The sequence below is a fragment of the Pseudoalteromonas sp. PAST1 genome (assembly GCF_021532515.1).
Taxonomy (GTDB): domain Bacteria; phylum Pseudomonadota; class Gammaproteobacteria; order Enterobacterales; family Alteromonadaceae; genus Pseudoalteromonas; species Pseudoalteromonas simplex.
In genome coordinates, this window is record NZ_JAKGBH010000012.1 from 1 (window position 1) to 19,462 (window position 19,462).

19 protein-coding genes are annotated in these 19,462 nt (G+C 42.2%); 4 read left to right on the forward strand and 15 right to left on the reverse strand.

What is annotated here, in order from left to right; genetic code table 11:
• The 4 genes from L1272_RS07705 to L1272_RS07720 all read left to right on the forward strand — a co-directional run.
• Nucleotides 1-457: IS30 family transposase (locus L1272_RS07705; protein WP_235373130.1), on the forward strand; the 457-nt coding region annotated here is incomplete at its 5' end.
• A gap of 52 nt (nucleotides 458-509) precedes the next feature.
• On the forward strand, nucleotides 510-1,433 hold the full coding sequence (locus L1272_RS07710) for a Solitary outer membrane autotransporter beta-barrel domain (protein ID WP_328249988.1): 924 nt from the start codon (nucleotides 510-512) through the stop codon (nucleotides 1,431-1,433).
• Between the two features lie 72 nt (nucleotides 1,434-1,505).
• Nucleotides 1,506-3,242 (forward strand): amidohydrolase, encoded by a 1,737-nt coding sequence (locus tag L1272_RS07715; protein WP_235373132.1) that lies wholly within the window; start codon nucleotides 1,506-1,508, stop codon nucleotides 3,240-3,242.
• Nucleotides 3,243-3,261: 19 nt separating this feature from the next.
• The gene (locus L1272_RS07720; RefSeq protein ID WP_235373133.1) at nucleotides 3,262-3,780 is read left to right on the forward strand and encodes a protein tyrosine phosphatase family protein; all 519 of its coding nucleotides are present in this window, start codon (nucleotides 3,262-3,264) and stop codon (nucleotides 3,778-3,780) included.
• Between the two features lie 18 nt (nucleotides 3,781-3,798).
• On the opposite strand, the gene L1272_RS07725 is transcribed toward L1272_RS07720, so the two are convergent.
• From L1272_RS07725 to L1272_RS07795, 15 genes are all read right to left on the reverse strand, one after another.
• Nucleotides 3,799-4,305, reverse strand: coding sequence for an Sbal_3080 family lipoprotein (locus tag L1272_RS07725; protein WP_138599449.1), 507 nt, complete (start codon nucleotides 4,303-4,305; stop codon nucleotides 3,799-3,801).
• 25 nt (nucleotides 4,306-4,330) lie between these two features.
• Entirely contained in the window at nucleotides 4,331-6,577 is a 2,247-nt protein-coding gene (locus L1272_RS07730) for a carbohydrate binding family 9 domain-containing protein (RefSeq protein WP_235373134.1), read from the reverse strand.
• A gap of 220 nt (nucleotides 6,578-6,797) precedes the next feature.
• Nucleotides 6,798-8,099 carry a DEAD/DEAH box helicase gene (locus L1272_RS07735; RefSeq protein ID WP_194441365.1) on the reverse strand — a complete coding sequence of 434 codons (1,302 nt, stop codon included), beginning with the start codon at nucleotides 8,097-8,099 and terminating at the stop codon, nucleotides 6,798-6,800.
• 67 nt (nucleotides 8,100-8,166) lie between these two features.
• Nucleotides 8,167-8,598 carry a hypothetical protein gene (locus tag L1272_RS07740; RefSeq protein WP_054554538.1) on the reverse strand — a complete coding sequence of 144 codons (432 nt, stop codon included), beginning with the start codon at nucleotides 8,596-8,598 and terminating at the stop codon, nucleotides 8,167-8,169.
• Nucleotides 8,599-9,429 (reverse strand): MipA/OmpV family protein, encoded by an 831-nt coding sequence (locus L1272_RS07745; protein ID WP_194441364.1) that lies wholly within the window; start codon nucleotides 9,427-9,429, stop codon nucleotides 8,599-8,601.
• Entirely contained in the window at nucleotides 9,426-10,652 is a 1,227-nt protein-coding gene (locus L1272_RS07750) for a beta-ketoacyl-ACP synthase (RefSeq protein ID WP_194441363.1), read from the reverse strand. Before L1272_RS07750 ends, L1272_RS07745 begins: the two co-directional genes overlap by 4 nt.
• Nucleotides 10,652-11,377 (reverse strand): 3-oxoacyl-ACP reductase FabG, encoded by a 726-nt coding sequence (gene fabG, locus L1272_RS07755; protein ID WP_063707666.1) that lies wholly within the window; start codon nucleotides 11,375-11,377, stop codon nucleotides 10,652-10,654. Before fabG ends, L1272_RS07750 begins: the two co-directional genes overlap by 1 nt.
• Entirely contained in the window at nucleotides 11,374-11,829 is a 456-nt protein-coding gene (locus L1272_RS07760) for an ApeP family dehydratase (RefSeq protein WP_054554542.1), read from the reverse strand. The genes fabG and L1272_RS07760 overlap by 4 nt, the downstream gene beginning before the upstream one ends.
• Nucleotides 11,816-12,979, reverse strand: coding sequence for a beta-ketoacyl-ACP synthase (locus L1272_RS07765; RefSeq protein WP_138616509.1), 1,164 nt, complete (start codon nucleotides 12,977-12,979; stop codon nucleotides 11,816-11,818). The genes L1272_RS07760 and L1272_RS07765 overlap by 14 nt, the downstream gene beginning before the upstream one ends.
• Nucleotides 12,980-12,981: 2 nt before the next feature.
• Nucleotides 12,982-13,533, reverse strand: coding sequence for a DUF3261 domain-containing protein (locus tag L1272_RS07770; RefSeq protein WP_235373135.1), 552 nt, complete (start codon nucleotides 13,531-13,533; stop codon nucleotides 12,982-12,984).
• Entirely contained in the window at nucleotides 13,521-14,762 is a 1,242-nt protein-coding gene (locus tag L1272_RS07775; RefSeq protein ID WP_235373136.1) for an NAD(P)/FAD-dependent oxidoreductase, read from the reverse strand. Before L1272_RS07775 ends, L1272_RS07770 begins: the two co-directional genes overlap by 13 nt.
• Before the next feature lie 3 nt (nucleotides 14,763-14,765).
• On the reverse strand, nucleotides 14,766-16,985 hold the full coding sequence (locus tag L1272_RS07780; protein ID WP_235373137.1) for an MMPL family transporter: 2,220 nt from the start codon (nucleotides 16,983-16,985) through the stop codon (nucleotides 14,766-14,768).
• Nucleotides 16,982-17,500 carry an outer membrane lipoprotein carrier protein LolA gene (locus L1272_RS07785; protein ID WP_138616501.1) on the reverse strand — a complete coding sequence of 173 codons (519 nt, stop codon included), beginning with the start codon at nucleotides 17,498-17,500 and terminating at the stop codon, nucleotides 16,982-16,984. The genes L1272_RS07780 and L1272_RS07785 overlap by 4 nt, the downstream gene beginning before the upstream one ends.
• The gene (locus L1272_RS07790) at nucleotides 17,500-17,925 is read right to left on the reverse strand and encodes an acyl-CoA thioesterase (RefSeq protein WP_138616499.1); all 426 of its coding nucleotides are present in this window, start codon (nucleotides 17,923-17,925) and stop codon (nucleotides 17,500-17,502) included. The genes L1272_RS07785 and L1272_RS07790 overlap by 1 nt, the downstream gene beginning before the upstream one ends.
• On the reverse strand, nucleotides 17,918-19,462 hold the full coding sequence (locus tag L1272_RS07795; protein ID WP_235373138.1) for an HAL/PAL/TAL family ammonia-lyase: 1,545 nt from the start codon (nucleotides 19,460-19,462) through the stop codon (nucleotides 17,918-17,920). The genes L1272_RS07790 and L1272_RS07795 overlap by 8 nt, the downstream gene beginning before the upstream one ends.

Genomic DNA, 19,462 nt, shown 5'->3' on the forward strand with positions numbered 1-19,462 from the left:
CGGTGACTGGGAAGCTGATACCGTACTGGGTAAGCATGGAACGGGTGCCATAGTCAGCCTAGTTGAACGCCAAAGCAAGCTTTATTTAATACGTAAAGTGCCAGCAAAGAGCGCGGCAGACGTAAGCAGAGCCATGATAGGCATGCTGTGGCGATATCGCCGTCATGTGCATACGATAACCGCTGATAATGGCAGCGAGTTCTGTGACCACGAGCTAGTTGCAGATAAGCTCAACACTGATATTTATTTTGCGAATCCGTATTCCTCATGGGAGCGCGGATTGAATGAAAACTTCAACGGTTTACTGCGCCAGTACATACGCAAAGGCACGGATTTAAGAACGGTAACGGATAAGCAGGTGGCCGATATAGAACGTGCGCTAAACGCCAGACCTAGAAAGTGCCTAGGTTACAAACAGCCTGTCGTTGTGTTTAACGAATTACGCAATGCGGCCTAATTTAGCGAGTGGTGCACTTCGGGGTTGAATTCGCGCCCCTATTATTTTCTTTATCTGCTCAGCGGTTTTTGCAAACCCGACTAAGCAGCTCGAATCGGCCTTTGCCACGTCGTTGGTTTTAACCGATGGTGATAGTATTACCTTAGGTTTTGGTGATTTTGATCCACAAACACTGTTTGACTCGCAACATGCCAACAAAGATGAAGACAGTATTGCGCTTAGAAAAGAACTCAAACTCTACAGTATTCCTTACACTTGGCAGCTTGATGAGCCTGTTTATCAACACAAACTAAGCCTGACCAGCAAAGTAAGCTATTTAAATCAATCAGATTTCATTTCGCTTTTTGATAATGTGGCTGACGACTATATTTCAGAAACAGTGTATAACGGGATGATCGGTTTTAATGCCGAAAAAGCACTTGGCTCTAAATGGTCATATCAATTTGGTTTTAATACTCACTACTTACATTACAACAATGATTATGAGTACAACTCTCCCGAGTCTAGACGTAATTTTAAGCCTTTAGCTGAAAATCTTTACACCAACCTCAATAGTAATGCACTGGTGTTAAACCCTAATGCGACCATGATCTATCGCTTACCTAGGCATTGGGGCTATTACGAGTACAAACTTAACTTTAATTATTACTATGGCTGGGCACTCTCTCACCCTGATGGAATAAATAATGCGGCGCCTGAAACATGGCGCACACTCAATGGTATTAAAGCTAAATTTAACATGTTCAAAATCGGGGTTTTTGAGCAAGCTTTTTACATCAAAGGCCAACGTATCGATTTAGGCGGCGATAGTCGGGTAGCATTTGGGACCGATCACTTTTATGAATACGGTATTGGCTTTTTATGGGATAGCAGAAAATGGACGTCATGGTTCGATAACTTTGGTATTGGTATCAACATTCATAATGGCAGTAGCCTAGATGGCGCTACTATTGTCTTGTACTTTAATGAAATTTAAGTCCAATATAAAAACACAAACTGAGCAAACAGACTATATTATTAAACATAATTAGAATTCAAGGAAGATTATATGAAACATCACCTCGCAATTGCATGTTCATTGCTTGCCTTAACGGCTTGCGATAAAACCTCTGAACAAACAGCTAAAACGCTTCCACTGCAAGTGAGTGCAGCAGATACCATTTATTATGGTGGTGATATTCTTACAATGACTGGCGATGAACCAGAGTATGCGCAAGCAATCGCAACGCAAGGCGACAAAATTATCTTTGTGGGTGATAAAACTAAAGCCCTTGAGCATAAGTTTGGTAAAACGAAGCTGATTGATTTACAAGGCAAGACCCTAATGCCTGGCTTTGTAGATGGCCACAGTCATGTGTACGCGGTAGGCTTGCAAGCCATGGTAGCCAATGTATTACCTAGTCCAGATGGTGATGCTAACAGCGTTGAGCAAATCGTTAATATTCTCACAGCTGCACAGAACAACCCTGATTACACCACTTTTATTGAAAAAACCGGCGCTATCTTAGGATTTGGATACGATGATGCTGAGCTTGATAGATACCCTACAAAAATGGACTTAGACCGAGTTAGCACCGAAAAGCCTGTGATCATCATTCATACCTCAGGGCACTTAAGTGTGGCAAACACTAAAGCGTTAGCCATGGCTGGCATCGATGAAAACACAGAAAATCCTGACGGCGGGATAATTCGTCGCATGACAAACTCACAAGAGCCCAATGGGGTGCTTGAAGAAAACGCGCACTTTGGATTACTGTTTAAACTTATGAAATCTGTTGATCCTGATTTACAAGATTTAATGCTGCAAGAAGGGCAAAAACTCTATACAAAATACGGCTACACAACGGCCCAAGAAGGACGTGCTACCCAAGAAGCTTATGACTCGATGGTAAGAGCATCAAAGGCAGATAAATTCGTGATTGATATAGTTGCCTATGCCGATATGGCCACCAGCAGCGGATTTATGGACTCAGCCTATAACAGTAAAAACTACACAAATCATTTTCGCATTGGGGGTGTAAAGCTGAACTTTGATGGCTCACCGCAAGGTAAAACCGCTTGGTTATCTCAGCCATACTTAAAAGCCCCCGAAGGCCAAGAGCAAGGTTATGCAGGCTACCCTACTTTTAATAATGAGCAAGCTTATCAGTATATTGAAACGGCCTTTGCCAATGACTGGCAGGTAATGACGCATGCAAATGGTGATGCCGCCATTGAGCAGTTTTTAAATGCCGTTGAAAGTGCCAATAACAAGCTCGGCAAAAAAGATCGCCGCCCAGTACTCATTCATGGTCAAACAATTCGTCAAGATCAGGTAAATCGTCTTAAAGAATTAGGCATATTTCCATCGCTCTTCCCAATGCATACGTTTTATTGGGGCGACTGGCATGTAAATTCAGTGCTAGGTCACCCCCGTGCCGATTTTATTTCACCCACTCAAGCTGTTCGCAAACAAGGATTAATGTTTAGCACCCATCATGATGCACCAGTCGCCCTACCTGATGCACTACGTGTATTAGATGCAACGGTTAACCGCACAACCCGTACAGATCAAGTATTAGGGCCAGAGCAACGTGTTTCTGTGTATACTGCACTACAAGCAATGACCACATGGCCTGCGTATCAACACTTTGAAGAAAACTCTAAAGGGCAATTAAAACAAGGGATGCAAGCAGACTTGATAATTCTTGATAAGAATCCGCTAAAGATAAAGCCTGTAGAGCTACATAACTTACAAGTGTTAGAAACCATTAGTCGTGGTGAAACCGTCTACAGCAAAAATTAAATACTTTTCAAGGAGTAACATGAATAAGTTCATACAATTAGCCTGTACTGCGCTGCTGTCTTTTTCTGCATTTGCAGCACAAACCGTTACTACAAAACTGGATATTTTAAATCTTAAGGCGCAGTCTGAGAATGTGCTAACTTCAGGGCAGCCAAGTCAAACTGATTTTGCCAAGTTAAAGCAACTTGGTGTTCAGAACATCATCAACCTTCGCGGTGATAACGAAACGAATTGGTCTGAGCAAGAGCTAGTCACTGAGCTTGGTATGAACTATTACCATATTCCTGTGCAATCTAAAGCTGATATTACCATTGAAAATGCTACGAAACTTCAGGCCTTACTCAATAAACAGCAACAGCAAACTACCTTACTTCACTGCGCGAGCAGCAACCGTGTCGGTGCTCTCGTTGCGCTATACAATGCGGTAACCTTGAAAAAGCCAATTGATGAAGCTGTTGAGATTGGTAAACAATGGGGCTTAAAAAGCCTTGAAGGGGTGGTAAGAAGCAAAGTTAACGAAGAGGTTGGTCAGCCATAAGCTGACCAACATATTAGTTTATATTGCTTTTTTCTGACTCTCTTGTTGTTTCTTGGCTTCAACTTGCTGGAACATTGAATCCACTAATTCGATAATTTTATCGTTTGCATCAATAAATTTATCCAAACCACCCCCCGTTCGATAGCTTGCTTGCGCAATTGTTTTAGATTGGTCAACATTAGTGACCCAGATATTGGCATAGGCCATATAAAGAGCTAAATCCCAATGCCAGTTCGCAACATAAAATGCAATTGCATCACAACCGTCTGTGTTAGCAGTTGAGATGTCTGTTTGATACGCTTGGTGTTTCATAACATAGTTAGCCGGTATCACGCGTGTTTGCACGTTATGTTTTGCAAAACCTGTTTGCAATGATGTTACAACACCTTCTTTAACTGCTTGATGCTCTGCAATACACACAGTTTTTGGTTTTTCCGCTTCAAAACGACTTACATCCTGTTTCGCCGCACATCCAGCAAGGATAGTTACCGCAGCAGCAACAGCTGACATTTTTAAATATTTCATTATGATTTTCCTTTTTTATAATTACTTAGAGCTGCCATGCATAGCTTAGTTTAGTGAAAAAGGTACGCTCGTCACGCTCAAGACTTTTCAAAGAGTCGTCTTGATATCCTTTGTCTGAATAACCTAAGTAAAACAGCGTCTGAGAGTTAATTTTGTATGAATACACCAGCTGACTGCCATAATCGCGGTTAGTTTGACTGACATCAAATCGATAAGCTTCGTTGTTTCGATCGACATCTTCAAACTGCAAAACGAGTTTTAGCATTGAGCGCATATTAAATTTATAATAAACACGTAAATCAGTTAAATTTGCAGTATAAACACGATCATTTTGTTCGTTATCTAGATAGCTGTAACTGTGCTCTAGTTGAACCTGCCAATGATCGTTAATATCCCATGTCATCTCAGGTTCAATACGAACCATGGTACCTAAAGCTGCATTACTGTAATCAATTTTGCTGCCATATTGAGCATACAATAAGAACCGCACATCACGAATAGGTCTAAAACCACCGTAGATATAGCCTATATTTTGATTAAAGAACTCGCCGGCATAAAACTCATTACGATGAATAAAGCCAATTTCTGTTTGCGACTGCATCTTACCTTTAAAAGTAATAAAGCCATCGTATTCTTCTTCGAGTAAGTCGCCATTTTGTGCCCACGTTTTATCCCACTCAACATTGTAGCTGTACTCTGTGATTGCATCATCAGCATCACGATACCAAGTTTGCCCACCACCTAATTGTACTTGTTCGTAATCAACTTTAGCTTGGTAGCCTAAATCAGAGCGGTATTCTTTACCTATATTTTCGTAATTAGCGTAGACTTCGTAATCACGCTTAGTTCTAGTAAATTCAATAGCATAAGCTTGATCGGATTGATTCTTATCAACGCCATAATAATCAACTAAAAATTCTGAATTAGTGGTATCTGTGCTTGCAACTTGATACTGCAAACTATCTGATTGGTTAAACCAATAACTACCATCAATCGATAACACGGTATTATGGTAATCATCATTTTCACGGTGAGTGCTCATCACACCAATTGTGCCTTTTTGGCCAATATCAAATTGATAACGCCCCGCTACTGCTTGCGTTTTATCTGCCAGATTAGCAAAGCCCGACCCTTGATTTGTCGGAAGTAAAACACTGGTATTCTGATCATCAGCGTACATAAAACCATAGCTGTGCGCACCGGTTTTACCTGTTAATTTTAAACCTACATCAGGTTCAGCAATCATTCGCGTATATAAAAGTTCTAGTTGGCTGGTATTAAAGTAAGAGGCGCCATCTAAAAAGAATGGGCGCTTTTCAGCATAATAAATTGAATAAGTGGTGTTTACATCAAGTTCGAGTGAGTCTGCCTCGACTTGCGAAAAGTCAGGATTAATAGTGGCATTGATAACCGCATCTTGCGTCACACCCCAACGTAAGTCCAAGCCTGCTTCAGTATCAATATCGCCATTTTGCCAATCACCCGGCACTGTGTCTTTGCTATCATGACGAAGCGCAGTTAAAGTGGGTGTAAGCTGAATATTTTGGCTTTCTGTCATGTTGGCAAAACCTGTGAGTTTATCAAACTGACAAAAGCTACATTTTACATCTCGGTCAAAACCAACGTTCGACATTTGATAATACACATCACGCGGGTAATTTCGCCATACTGCAAAACTCCACGTTAATTCGGCCTGGTCTTTTGGAAAGCGAAGTGCAGTGAATGGAATACGCATTTCAACAACATAGCCGTCCTCTGTTATTTGCCCTGCGCTATCCCAAATAGCATCCCATGATGGGTCTTCCACCCAATCATCAATATCTGTCATGCGCATATCACCTTGCGCACCCAATGGGTTTACATAAAACTCATAGCCAGTTCGTTCATCATTAAAAGTATCAATCATCAAGGCAACATTGTCGTCTTGCCAAAGTGTGTCGCGATCTCGAAGAGCGGCACGAATTTGCGAAGGATCATTATCTTTTGCAATAAAACCCACATACAAGTACGTGCCATCTTCGTACATGTAAGCATCGGTTTGCACGAGCGGTGTGCCTTTTTCGGTTGGTTCGTTCTGATATTTTAATGGCACTTTAGTGGCGTATTGCCAGTGTGGCTCATCCATCACACCATCAACACTAATAGACTCTTTAATATGGGCAAGGGAGAACTCAGCCTTATCAAATGCATTAGCAGAAAAAGGCACACTAGCAACACTGAGTAAAAAAGTAGGGGCGATTATTTTATTTATTATTCTTTTTATGTACTGCATAAACATCCATTTAGACACTAACGCGTTAGAAACGCTACTTGACTGATTTCAAAGCGATTGTAATTCATCAAGGTACATTTGTTAATCTAATTTTGCATTTAACTGTATAAAAATTAACAAAATACTCCATTTGTACGATTAGCAGAGCCAAAAAAGCCCTATCGCTAAACAGCAATAGGGCTATCTTATAGAAACTCTTATTGTTTAATATCGAAATTTATTACTTTTTGAGGCTTAATTTATTGCCTTTCAAAGATTTGCGAACATTTGCGATACGTGAACGATTCTTCGCACGCGCTTCACCCGTTGCCTGACCTGAAGCCTTATTTGTACGGCTACGGCGTAAATGCGACGGCTTTTTACCAATTTTATCAATCAGTACTTCACGGCTGCTTACTTCATAACCTGGTAAAACAACACGCTTGATGCGCTGTCCGATTAGCTTTTCGATATCGAATAAAGTGTTTTCTTCCTCACGGCTCACAAACGAGATAGCTTGACCCGGCTTACCAGCACGACCTGTACGGCCGATACGGTGTACGTAGTCTTCTGCAAGCCAAGGTAGGTCGATGTTGATCACACGTGGTAACCCTTCAATATCAATACCTCGGGCAGCTACTTCGGTTGCGACCAGCACGCGAACTTTACCTTCTTTAAACTCGCGTAAAGCGCGGCGGCGGTTACCTTGGGTTTTATCACCATGACAAACAACTGCTGGAATACCATCAAGGTTAAGCTCCTTTACAAGCTCATCGGCAGTTTCTTTCATGTTTACGAAAACAAGTACTTGCTGCCAGTTTTTCTTTCCTATCAATTCAGATAAAAGCTCTTGCTTACGGCGCTCTTCTACAGGATACACAACATGTTGCACTGTTTCTGCAGTACTGTTTGTTTGATCAACACGAATGATTTCAGGCTGCTTTAGTACTTTACTCGCAAATTGTTTAATTGCCGCCGGGAAAGTGGCAGAGAACAATAAGATTTGACGCGCTTCATCACAGCCATTAATAACCGTTTGCATATCGCTGATAAAGCCCATGTCTAGCATACGGTCAGCTTCATCAAGCACTAAATGCTTAACATTAGCTAAGCTGATGTTACCTAAACGAATATGATCAAGTAAGCGCCCTGGCGTTGCAACTACGATGTCAACACCCGCTTTCAAATCGTTAGCTTGACCCGCTAGATTGATACCACCAAACAAGCACACTGTTTTGAGTTCAGTGTATTTTGCAAACGCTTTAAAGTTATTAGCAATTTGCTCAGCTAACTCGCGAGTAGGTGCAAGCACTAGTGCACTCGGTGCATTATTTTCGTTAACCGCTGATTCTGATAATTTTTGGATAAGTGGTAAAGCAAATGCAGCGGTTTTGCCCGTGCCTGTTTGCGCACTAACAAGTACGTCTTTGCCTTTTCTTATTGCAGGAATTGCACTACGTTGAACGGGAGTAAGCGTTTCGAAGTTAAGCTCTTCTAATGCCTGTAAAAGCTCAGAAGAAAAACTAAATGATTTAAAATTCATGCTGTATAACCTGCGGCCATCATATCAAGGGTCGCAAATTATACAGAAAAAAAATGACTTTAGTTAGTTATAACTTAACTAAAGTGCCTTTTAATGCCACACCAGCGATAAACGTACCCGCACCACATTGATATTCTGTTTGGCTAACAAACTCACGCTTCTTGTAATACGACTGAATATTTACAACTGCATTCATGCCTTCACGAACAGCACGCTCTTGTAATGCTTTTAAAGCACTGAGCATTACCCATTCACACGCCTCTCGGTCAGTTTTATTAAATGCATTGGTTTTCTTGTTGGTGATCACTTCACCATAAGTTGTTTTAATCGTGTTATGACTTTGATCAGCAAAATACAGCGGAATATCTAACAATGCTTGTTTCGCTTTGGTGGTTTCAAGTAATGCTTGTACAGGTAGTGTTTGTAAATCATCACGTGCAAAACTGTTTGCTGAAAACAAACAAGCTACTAAAACACATGCAAGGGTCAATAACTTCATTTAAAAATTCCTTCTATAAAATTTCCATGCAACGCCAAAACCGACCGAAACATTATAATCTTGCTTCACGAGTGGGCTTGCATCTTGTTGACTGTTAGCAAGGTGATGATATTTAACAAAACCACCTAACCAATACTGTGTTGTGTCAAAATGTACCCCAATTGATACATCAGCGCCAGAAAAACCTGAACGACTTGAGTATGCTTGGCGAGTTTCATTGCTATGTAAGTCACTCACTCCATAGTAGTAATCAAGGTATTTATCGCTAGCAAAGTTGATATTGCCACGAAACGCTAATGAAAATTGTGAATCCGCTTTTTCGATGATCGGCACTCGATAATACACACTTGGCCCATAACGCCAGCCAATATCATCAATACCTGAGAAATCTGTCGCAATGGCTTTGCGTGCAAACAGGCTTAAATACAAATGCTGTTTAGCGTTTGGTTCACCTATTAGGTAGTAATTAAGTGAAGGTCCTAATTCAAACACCCAATCTAGATCATCCATACCTTCTCGGGCTTTGTTGTCTTCACTATCAACTGCAAGACCTACGCTTGCAGATAAATCTAAATGGAGATTTTCTTGCTGCCACAAAAAGCCAGTGAAACTATTACGGTCTATGGCCATTGTGTCACTTTGATAACGAAAATAAGGCACAGGCAATAGGTATTGCTCACTTTCATCTGAACCTAAATAATGCGGGATATCTGCATAAAAAAGGCCTGCACCGAACTCCATTTTTGCAGTGCCCTTTTCTCCACTATCTTCTGCAGCATAAGCATTAAAAGTTAGAATAAATAAAATACTTATGATGCAGCGCTTGATCATGCTTGCCACTTTTTAAAAATTAACGAGGTATTGATACCACCAAACGCAAAGTTATTACTCATAATGTAATCTGTTTGCATTTCACGGCCATTGCCCTTGATATAATCTAGGTCAGCACACTCAGCATCGACATCTGTTAAATTAATAGTAGGTGCAAACCAACCATCATTCATCATATTGATACTCGCCCATGCTTCAATGGCGCCACACGCACCTAAGGTATGACCTAAATAACTCTTTAATGAGCTAATAGGTTTCTTGCCAAGGGCATTGAAAGTCGCTAGAGACTCCGCAATATCACCTCGATCTGTTGACGTACCATGAGCATTCACATAGCCAATTTGGTCGGCAGTAAGCTGTGCATCATTAAGGGCCATTTCGATAGCCACTTGCATTGTTTCTGCGGTAGGTTGCGTAACATGTTGACCATCTGAGTTACAACCAAAACCAACTAGCTCCGCATAAATGGTCGCTCCACGGGCAAGGGCATGCTCATAATCTTCTAAAATGAGTGTGCCTGCACCTTCACCAATAACCAGACCATCACGATTTTGATCAAATGGTCGTGGCGTGCTTTTCGCAGCATCATTTTTTGTGCTGGTCGCGTACAAGGTGTCAAATACCGCGGCTTCTGTGATGCATAACTCTTCTGCGCCACCAGCCACCATGGCTTTTTGACGGCCATACTTAATCGCTTCGTAAGCATAACCAATACCTTGCGAGCCCGATGTACAGGCAGAGCTGGTGGTGATCACGCGACCTTTTAAACCAAAAAAGACACCCACATTCACAGGCGCCGTATGTGCCATCATCTGGATGTAACTGGTGGCCGTTACGCCCGTCATTTCGCCGGTTTCCATCATTTTTGCAAAAGCCAATAATGGTGGTGTTGACCCCGTTGACGAGCCAAAAGCAATCCCTGTAGAGCCATCGGTTAGGCTAGGATGCTCTAATAGCCCAGCTTCTTCTAAAGCAAGCTCTGTAGTACGGGTCGACATCATAGCAACACGCCCCATTGAGCGAACTTGTTTACGCTTATAATGACTTGGTTTAGTAAAATGAGTAACAGGTGCCGCTAGTCGAGTGTTTAGTTCTGGCGCCACATCCCAGTCAGTCATGTACTGAACGGCATTTTCACCTTTTTGCAAAGCGGTTTTAAACTCGCCCCAGGTATCACCTAATGCAGTGATGGCAGACATGCCTGTAACAACAACACGCTTCATTACACCATACCGCCATTCACAGAAATAACTTGGCGGGTGATATACGCAGCGTCATCGGAACACAAGAACGACACAGTGCCAGCTACTTCATTAACTGAACCCATACGTTTTAATGGAATCATTTTTAGCATTTCATCAACCGGTAAATCGTCTGTCATTTCGGTTTCGATTAACCCTGGTGCCACGCAGTTAACGGTGATCTTACGCTTTGCAAGCTCAAGCGAAAGCGCTTTGGTCGCACCAATAATGCCCGCTTTAGCGGCACTGTAGTTAACTTGCCCGCGATTACCGGCAATCCCCGACACTGACGCCATAGTGACAATACGGCCACCTTTACGACCTTGCACCATTGGCATCACCGTTGGATGCACCACATTGTAAAATCCGTCAAGGCCAGTGCGGATCACTTTATCCCAGTCATCACCTTGCATCGCAGGGAACGCCATATCATTTGTGATACCGGCATTACAGATCACCCCATAATACGCACCGTGCTCAGCAATATCAGCTTCAATTTGTTGTTTAGCTAGTTCTCTATCGCAAACATCAAATTGCAATAGGCTTGCATGACGACCAAGCGCACTAATTTCTTCACAGGTTTGCTCTGCTTCAGCCACACCACTGCGACAATGAACAGCAATATCAAAGCCATCGTTAGCTAATCTAAGTGCGATTGCTTTGCCAATACCACGGCTTGAGCCGGTGACTAAAATACGTTTTGTCATTGATTTTCTCTTATAAACTGCATGGGGTCTTGTGGTTGAAACACATTGATTTTTGCTTCTGCTAAGCATGTTTCATCGCTGTGTATTTGACACTCAAATACACTTAACCCTGATTCTTCTTGATATAATTTTGTCACCGAGACTTTAAGCGTTTGCTCGTTTTTAAATACCGGTGCATAGGTTTTATATTTGCGCGTGCCAATTAAAAAACCAATTTGTACTTCATTTCCTTTGTCTTTTGCCAGCGCACCCGCGTAAGCTGCGATAGTTTGCGCCATATATTCACAGCCAATATAACTGGCAACCCCATTTAAGCTCTCGTCATAAAACGGGCTTTGAGAACTAATATCCACTTCACAGCAACCTGACTCTTCGCTGTAACTAGATAGGCGATTGAGCAATATCATTGGTTCGCTATGAGGGACGACTTGCTCAATTTTATAGTGATTCATTTAGATGTCCTAGTACTACACTGACATTATTGCCACCAAAGGCAAACGAATTTGATAAACAGGTGTTAATTACTGCCTTTTCTGGCTGTGTTATTAAACCAATTTCAGCCAAAGAGTCGTCTTTTATCACCTGATTACATACTAATTGATTAAATTCCGGGTAGGCCAAATAGAGCCAACATAAGCCCGCTTCTAAGGCACCTGCAGCACCTAGAGTATGGCCGGTCAAATGTTTAGAAGAGCTCACTTTAGTATTTTTTCCAAATACCTCACTGATTGCCAGAGATTCCATCGCATCATTTTGCGGTGTGGCTGTTCCATGGGCATTAATGTAGTCGATATCTGAAGGTGTTAAATTCGCGTCTTGCAATGCCATTGTCATAGCTGCGATTGCACCAGAACCGTCTGCAATCGGTGCTGAAATATGGTGAGCGTCAGAGCTTTCACCACCACCTAAAAAGGCAATACTTTGTTTTGTGTGCTGCTCTTTACTCATAATAAATAACGCTGCGGCTTCACCAATATTGATACCAGCTCTGTCGCCACTAAACGGCTTACAAATTTCATCGCTAATAGAAGATAACGAATCAAAGCCATTGATAGTAAGTTGGCACAAGCTATCTACCCCACCACAAATTACTACATCGGCTAAATCGGCACTGAGTAAGGCGCGCGCACTAATAAGCGCCTTGGCACTTGAACTACACGCAGTTGAAATGCTGTAACTTGGCCCCTTCGCAGCGAGTTTTTTGGCAATATAATTGGCGGGTGCAACGAGTGCTTGGTCGTAATAATCAAATTCCTCTGGCCACTTTCCCTTCGCTGCATGGGCAATTCGGCCTCTTTCACCTTCTTGAATTGCAGCAGTACTGGTACCAATAACCACAGCAATACGGCTACTCGGAATGTTTATGCCTGTCAATGTGTCAGTAATTTGCGCCAGCGCTAAATCGATTAGCTGATAAAACCGCATTGATGCGGTTAATGGCAGTTCATTAACCAAACCCACAAACGTTGGGCGCTGCTCAAATGCAAGCGACGTCACCTCTGTGAGTGTTTGTTTAGGTTGCAAGCTGATACTTTGCATTGTTTGTTGATGACCAACCCCCAATGCACTAACAATACCTAAGTCGTTAAGCCAAAATGGCATAATCAATTAACCCTTTGAAATTTAATTTTGTAATCTCGCTGAAAGTTTACAAGTTCTGTTGCACCGTCTAAATAGCGAATTTCACTAATTAACTGTTCACCTTGATATAAGCGTCGCGTTGAGCCTTGTTCAACCAAGCTCAAACCATACAGTTGCGAGTTAAGCACAGTAACCGGCCAGTGTACTAGCATGATATCAGCAAGAATATAGCGAGGATCAACCGCGTTGATAGGGAGCATTTTTTCGCTTTTAATCGGCCCTAGTAGCGCTTTTTCTAACTGAAATATCGGCATACCTTGAGCCGTCATAACAGCCAAGTTAATACCCGTTTCACTGTTTAAACTCAGCTGAGCTAGTAATGTATGCTGCTCATCGCCATGGTGTACTTCAAGTACTTGCTGCCAATTATCGGCAACTAATGATGGCGGTGGGTCAAGCAAATAAATCCCTGCATTTGGCGCTAAATCAACACCCTTTTTTACTGCAAATTCACTGGCACAACTTGCCACTAATATGCTCAAGGTTAAAAGCAAAGAGCGTGTTAATCGCGACATAATTCAACCAACGTATTTAAGCGTTTGTTGCTTTGTTTTACAAATGGGTTTCGTAAATCCCATGCATAACCAGCAAGAATAGCACTGATCATCTCGCGCACTTGTTGGTTTTTCTCACTGAAAAAAATCACGTCCTGAAATGAGCCATCATACCAAGCACTGACGTAGGTTCTAAAGCAATTAACCCCTTGTTGCAAAGGTTCACTGTAATCGTTTTTGAAATCAACTTGCTCACCACGTAAGTAGCTATCAACTAAAGGAGCAACCAATGAAGCTGATTTTAATGCAATCGTCACCCCAGATGAAAACACCGGATCTAAAAACTCACCAGCATTACCAAGTAGTGCAAAATGCTCACCATACAAGCTCGACACATTAGCCGAATAGCCTTTGATAGCGCGCGCTTCACCAATTGCTTCACGATTGGCTAATAACTCACTTAAATAGCTATCTTGTTCAATAAATTCATTTAAACCAGCGAGTGGTTGTTTATCATTAAGTTGCTCTGGTTTACCGACCACACCAATGCTTGCCGTACCATCACTAAATGGGATCAGCCAATACCAAATATCTTTATGCTCTGGATGAACATTAATTAAGATTTTTTCGCGGTCAAACAGGGGATCGCTAATATTATCTTTAAAATGGCTGAAAAAAGCCCAACGTACAGGGAAATTTGATGCTGACTCTAAATCAAGTAAGCGAGGTAATACTCTGCCAAAACCACTGGCATCAAGGACAAAGCGCCCTTTAATTTGATAGCCTTGCTGGTTTTCATCCGTAACATCAAGTAAAGCGCCATCCTCACAATCGGTGAACGCTAACACGCTATGTTGGTAACGTATTTCAGCCCCTTGCTGCATGGCACCATCGGCTAAGCATTTATCAAAGTCAGCGCGTTTTACCTGAAAAGTCGTGCCAGGGCCGTCGCTAAATTTCTCGGTAAAATCGATTGTTGTGTGGTCACCCCGACGCTGAAACGCCGCACCATTTTTAAACTGAAAACTAAGCGATTGTGCCTGTGCTTGCACCGCTTGCTCAAGGCCTGCTTCTGCTAAAAAGCTCATGCACTGGGGTAATAAACTTTCACCAATCGAAAAACGCGGAAAGGTTTGCTGCTCTAACACCACCACATGCCAACCTTTTTTCACCAGTAAACTAGCAGCCACGGCACCGGAAGGGCCCGCACCAATAATAACAACATCAGCCTGTTGAACTTGATTATTCACCTATTATTTTTCCTTATTTTTAGGTAATGCAATACTGAGCGGCGCAAAGATATAGATACATATTAGCCCCACTAATACCGTTAATCCGAAACTGAAAATGGCCGGCGTTTTCGAGACAGCCAACATGCCAAATACCCACATCGATGATGCCGCTGACAAACTAATTGCGAGTACATTGCTCGGGCTTAAATTATTGACTTGATAAAACACCAAGTAATCAATTGCCAGCGCTAATATCAATAAACAGCCTAACAAATTAAAAATCGACAGCTGAGATTGCAGCGCACTGCAGAGTAGCAGTACAGCTGCGGTAGTTAGTACAAGCACTAACGTTTGCTTACACGCCGTTTTAAAACCAAATTTAACGCTAAAGAGTAGTAACGCAAAGGTTATCGCTATGGTCAGTGTCACCAGTAACGAATTTGAGTAATGACTTAAACCTTCGCTTATCATCGCGACTTTATCGTAAACAATTAAATCTGGGTAAGCGTTGGCTAAATCCATCAGCTCGGATTTATTTACACCGTTTACCATAAACCAGCTTGCGGTTAGTGTATTGTTTGAGATCACTTGGTTAGCAATTAACGGCGCTAACGGCGAATTAAGTGCCGCGTTTAAATCAAGCATTGATGTTGAGAGCTCAACGGGCGTCCCTGTCATTTGGCTAACCACACTCATGGCTTGCTGGGCCGAATGCAGTTGCTCGTAGTTTTGCTGTTGTAATTGTTTACTAGGCACTAAGTCACTAAGCATCACAGCAGTGCCATTAAGGCCGCGAATAGTTGCTTTTAATGTTTCTTGTTGTACTAATAACTGCTGCGCATTATCGGCAAATAAAATCATGATTTGGCCATTATCTTTACCTAATAAAGACATATGCAGCGCTTCGTTTTGCATTAAATCAGCAGGACTTGCATTTAAAAGCTTTACATCATCATTAATCACAGGGGGTTTTAGTAAGGCAAAAGCACTCAATAGCACTAACGTCAACATACTGAGTGTGACGCGATAATGCGTTAATCGTTTTAAATAACCACTTAACATGTTTGCTAATCGATGCGCAGCAGTGTTAATGGTTAAACCAGCTTGCCAATAAGGCAATAAAATACGGGTGCAAAGCCAAGCTGTAACTAGCCCTGCAACAACGAACACGCCCACTTGACTGAGTAACTGCACCGGTGAGAAAAACAAACTCGCGTAACCGAGTGTGGTGGTTAGTAACGACAACACCAGCGCCAGTTTGAGCCCTTTACTAAAACCTTGTGGCTGCTCGGTTAAATCAAGCATGCCATGAAATGCATAATCGATAGCAATACCAATCAGTGTCACGGCAAACACCATGGTTAATACATGCACTTGACTAAAAATACTGATCAGCGCGATGGTGCCGCCAATAGCGGCGCTTATCACGGTTACAGAGGCCAGCCACAATGCATTTATTGAGCGAAACACCCACACCACCATCACAATAAGCGCCAGCAAGCTCACCGAACCAAACAAGGTCATTTCAAATTTGGCTTGCTGCGCATTTGCTGCGGTATGAAATAAAGCACCGGCATAGCGAATTTGTGTATCGGGATAGCGGCTTTCAAGCTCAGCGATATAGGCAACTATCTCATTGCTCAACGCTATTGATTGATTTATTGAAAAGGCATTGTCAGCACTTTGCACGAATAACATTAAATACTCATCACCTTGATAGTTAATGTTAATTCGGCCATCTTGCAGCTCAAATTGCTGCATGTGTGCCATAGCCTCAGATAGGAACCCTGCTGTAGCAAGTGTTGGGTCTTGGTTGATAGTACTTGAAACAAAAGGATCAGCGACTTTACTCAACTGACTAAAGTAATACTGTTGAAAGCGATTAGCGTCGCCAATCGCTTGCTTATATTCCTCGGACACTAAATGCCCGGCGTACTGACCGTAAAATGCTGCCAACTGGGATATTTCTGGTAACTTAAAACGAGGCTCAATATGTTTGCTAGAAAGCCACTGTTCTAAATCATCATAAGCTTTTACTGCATTCTCACCACGAAAAGAAAAGCTCAACTGCTGTTTATTAGCCGCAAAAAAGTGTTCTTCGACTTGCTGTAAACGCGGCTCTGACTTTGGTAACAAAGCCAAAATATCATTATTCAACGTAGGCTGTTTTAGAATAAAAACAACCACTAAGGCGCTAACTAATAGGCTCAGCCAAGCAAGCGTTAGGCCCCATGCTTTCACTGTTTTTGCTCAATTTGAGGATACGCAAAGCGTAATACCGTAAAGTTACCATTTGCTTCTTGAAGACGCACACGGCTCACTTGCTTTGCTGCTACACATAATTCGAACTGACTAAATAGTTGTTTTAGCAAGTCATCTTTAGGCAATAAAGTCTGACAACCGGGCTCTGCATGATCTGTCATCGTAAATTGCTCAGCAAGTGCCACTTCATCATGCTTTAAAATCGCTTGCAGTAAATTAACGTAAGGCTCAGCGCCTTTTTGTAGCTGCGGCTCACCTTTAGCGTTAAGGGTATATACTTGCCCTTGCTTGATTAATAGCGTGCTTTTAACCGGAGATTCAACCTGCCAAGTGAGGCCATCTTCAGCAAGTTCAAACGAACCTGTTGATATAAAAGGTTTACTAAACCCTTTAAAATGCTTTTCTTGGCTAAATGTGCCTTGCTCTGTCACTGCGCTCGATGCAAACACAGGAAAAAAAACGAGCACACTCAGTAACAACACGCTTAATCGCATTAAATCACCTTTTGAAGTTTTTCTTGTAGCACAGGCGGCGAAACAAACTGCATTTCTTTTTTCTCTATATCAACCGCAACTTGGATAGTCGTTGCTTTGGTTAACTTTTTACCTGTAGCGCAATCAGTGATGACGTAATCGATACGTAATCGTGTTTCATATTCTTTTAAGTAGGCATCAACGCGGATTTTTTGTGTAAACAATGCTGAGCCGACGTACTTAATATGCATGTCAATAATCGGCCACGCATAGCCAGATTCTTGCATTTGCACATAATCATAATCAAACAAACGCAGTAATTCGCAGCGCGCGACTTCTAAATAGCGCGGGTAATTACCATGCCATACCACATTCATTGGATCGCAATCATGAAAAGGAATTTCAATCTCAACATGAGTGCTCAGCAACGAGCCACGACTATGCATATAAACTCCAACGTTTTGTTTGAATAGCGTCAACTGTAAAACGAAGAACAGCCTCTAGAGGACGGTCTTCATCAAGCAGCGGGAAAAACTCGCTAATGTCTTGATACATACTTTGTACATCAGGGGTTAAACTAGCAAACTCAAGCTCGCCACTATTAATACGTAAACGCAAACCTTGAATACTCGCAAGCAAGGTACTAGCAACCACTTGCTCGGTAAGTTGCAATATACGCAAACAATCTCGCGCAGCGATGGTTCCCATGCTCACTTTATCTTGGTTGTGACACTCGGTTGAACGAGAAAACACACTTGCTGGCATGGTTAGTTTTAATGCTTCAGCCGTGTATGCACTGGCACCAATTTGGACCGCTTTAAAACCATGGTTAATGTAGCGACGCTCATCATTACTCGCCGATAAATTAGAAGGCAAACCATTGTTATAGCGCGTATCAACTAAGGATGCGATTTGTCTGTCTGCTAAGTCGGCTAAATTAGCAACAGCGGTTTTCATGCTATCCATTACCATTGCAATATGACCACCATAGAAGTGACCACCATGCAATACGTGCTCACCTTCACCATCGATAATTGGATTATCATTTGCCGAATTTAGTTCATTTTCAATCATTTGCCTAAACCACGGCAAACTATCTTGCAGCACACCAATAACATGTGGAGCACAGCGAATTGAATACCTATCTTGTAAGCGGTCAGCATTACGCGGGTGTTCTACATGGTTTAAGTCTCCACGGATCCATGCAGCTACTTGCTGTTGCCCTGGATGTGGCTTCACCGAAAACAAAATATCATCAAAGTGATGACTGTTACCTTTTAATGCAAGGCTTGCAAGGGCTGTTATACGGCTGGTCAGTTTGGCTAGGTAATCAGCTCTATCATAAGCAAGACATGCTAAAGCTGTCATCACAGCCGTGCCATTCATGACTGCCAGCCCTTCTTTCGGGCGCAGCTTTAATGGCTTTAAGCCAAGTTCTTGCATCACCTCTAAACTGTTTTTAATTTCGCCTTTGTAATACACATCGCGCTCGCCAACCATAGCACCGGCTACATACGAAAGCGGTGTTAAATCACCACTGGCTCCCACTGAGCCTTCTTGCGGGATCACCGGTACGATATTGTGATTTAAAAAGTCACGTAATAAATTCAACATCTCCCAGCTAACGCCAGAATAACCTTGTGAAAGCGAGGTTAAACGAGTCGCTAAAATAGCGCGCCCTTGGGCTTGATTAAACACATCGCCAAGACCACAACCATGAAATCGAGTAAGATGCAGTGGTAATTCATTGACTAAATCAAGTGGCACTTTTACGGTTACCGAGTCGCCATAACCTGTGGTTACGCCATATATCACGCCATCATCTTCAAGCAACTTATCTAAAAAGGCCACGGCGCTGTCTATTTTATTAGCAAATTGACGGTCTGATGTTAACGCAACAGCACCTTGCTCTAATGCAATATGAACAATATCTTCGATTGATAAACGCTGTTGGCCAAAAACGGTAGTCGAGTGCTCTGACAC

Excerpts from the sequence above, each read along its gene's own strand:
- L1272_RS07770 (WP_235373135.1), bottom strand. The coding sequence starts at position 13,533 with ATGTCGCGATTAACACGCTCTTTGCTTTTAACCTTGAGCATATTAGTG.
- L1272_RS07715 (WP_235373132.1), top strand. The coding sequence starts at position 1,506 with ATGAAACATCACCTCGCAATTGCATGTTCATTGCTTGCCTTAACGGCT.
- L1272_RS07760 (WP_054554542.1), bottom strand. The coding sequence starts at position 11,829 with ATGAATCACTATAAAATTGAGCAAGTCGTCCCTCATAGCGAACCAATG.
- L1272_RS07735 (WP_194441365.1), bottom strand. The coding sequence starts at position 8,099 with ATGAATTTTAAATCATTTAGTTTTTCTTCTGAGCTTTTACAGGCATTA.
- L1272_RS07725 (WP_138599449.1), bottom strand. The coding sequence starts at position 4,305 with ATGAAATATTTAAAAATGTCAGCTGTTGCTGCTGCGGTAACTATCCTT.
- L1272_RS07745 (WP_194441364.1), bottom strand. The coding sequence starts at position 9,429 with ATGATCAAGCGCTGCATCATAAGTATTTTATTTATTCTAACTTTTAAT.
- L1272_RS07765 (WP_138616509.1), bottom strand. The coding sequence starts at position 12,979 with ATGCCATTTTGGCTTAACGACTTAGGTATTGTTAGTGCATTGGGGGTT.
- fabG (WP_063707666.1), bottom strand. The coding sequence starts at position 11,377 with ATGACAAAACGTATTTTAGTCACCGGCTCAAGCCGTGGTATTGGCAAA.
- L1272_RS07785 (WP_138616501.1), bottom strand. The coding sequence starts at position 17,500 with ATGCGATTAAGCGTGTTGTTACTGAGTGTGCTCGTTTTTTTTCCTGTG.
- L1272_RS07720 (WP_235373133.1), top strand. The coding sequence starts at position 3,262 with ATGAATAAGTTCATACAATTAGCCTGTACTGCGCTGCTGTCTTTTTCT.
- L1272_RS07790 (WP_138616499.1), bottom strand. The coding sequence starts at position 17,925 with ATGCATAGTCGTGGCTCGTTGCTGAGCACTCATGTTGAGATTGAAATT.
- L1272_RS07750 (WP_194441363.1), bottom strand. The coding sequence starts at position 10,652 with ATGAAGCGTGTTGTTGTTACAGGCATGTCTGCCATCACTGCATTAGGT.
- L1272_RS07730 (WP_235373134.1), bottom strand. The coding sequence starts at position 6,577 with ATGCAGTACATAAAAAGAATAATAAATAAAATAATCGCCCCTACTTTT.
- L1272_RS07740 (WP_054554538.1), bottom strand. The coding sequence starts at position 8,598 with ATGAAGTTATTGACCCTTGCATGTGTTTTAGTAGCTTGTTTGTTTTCA.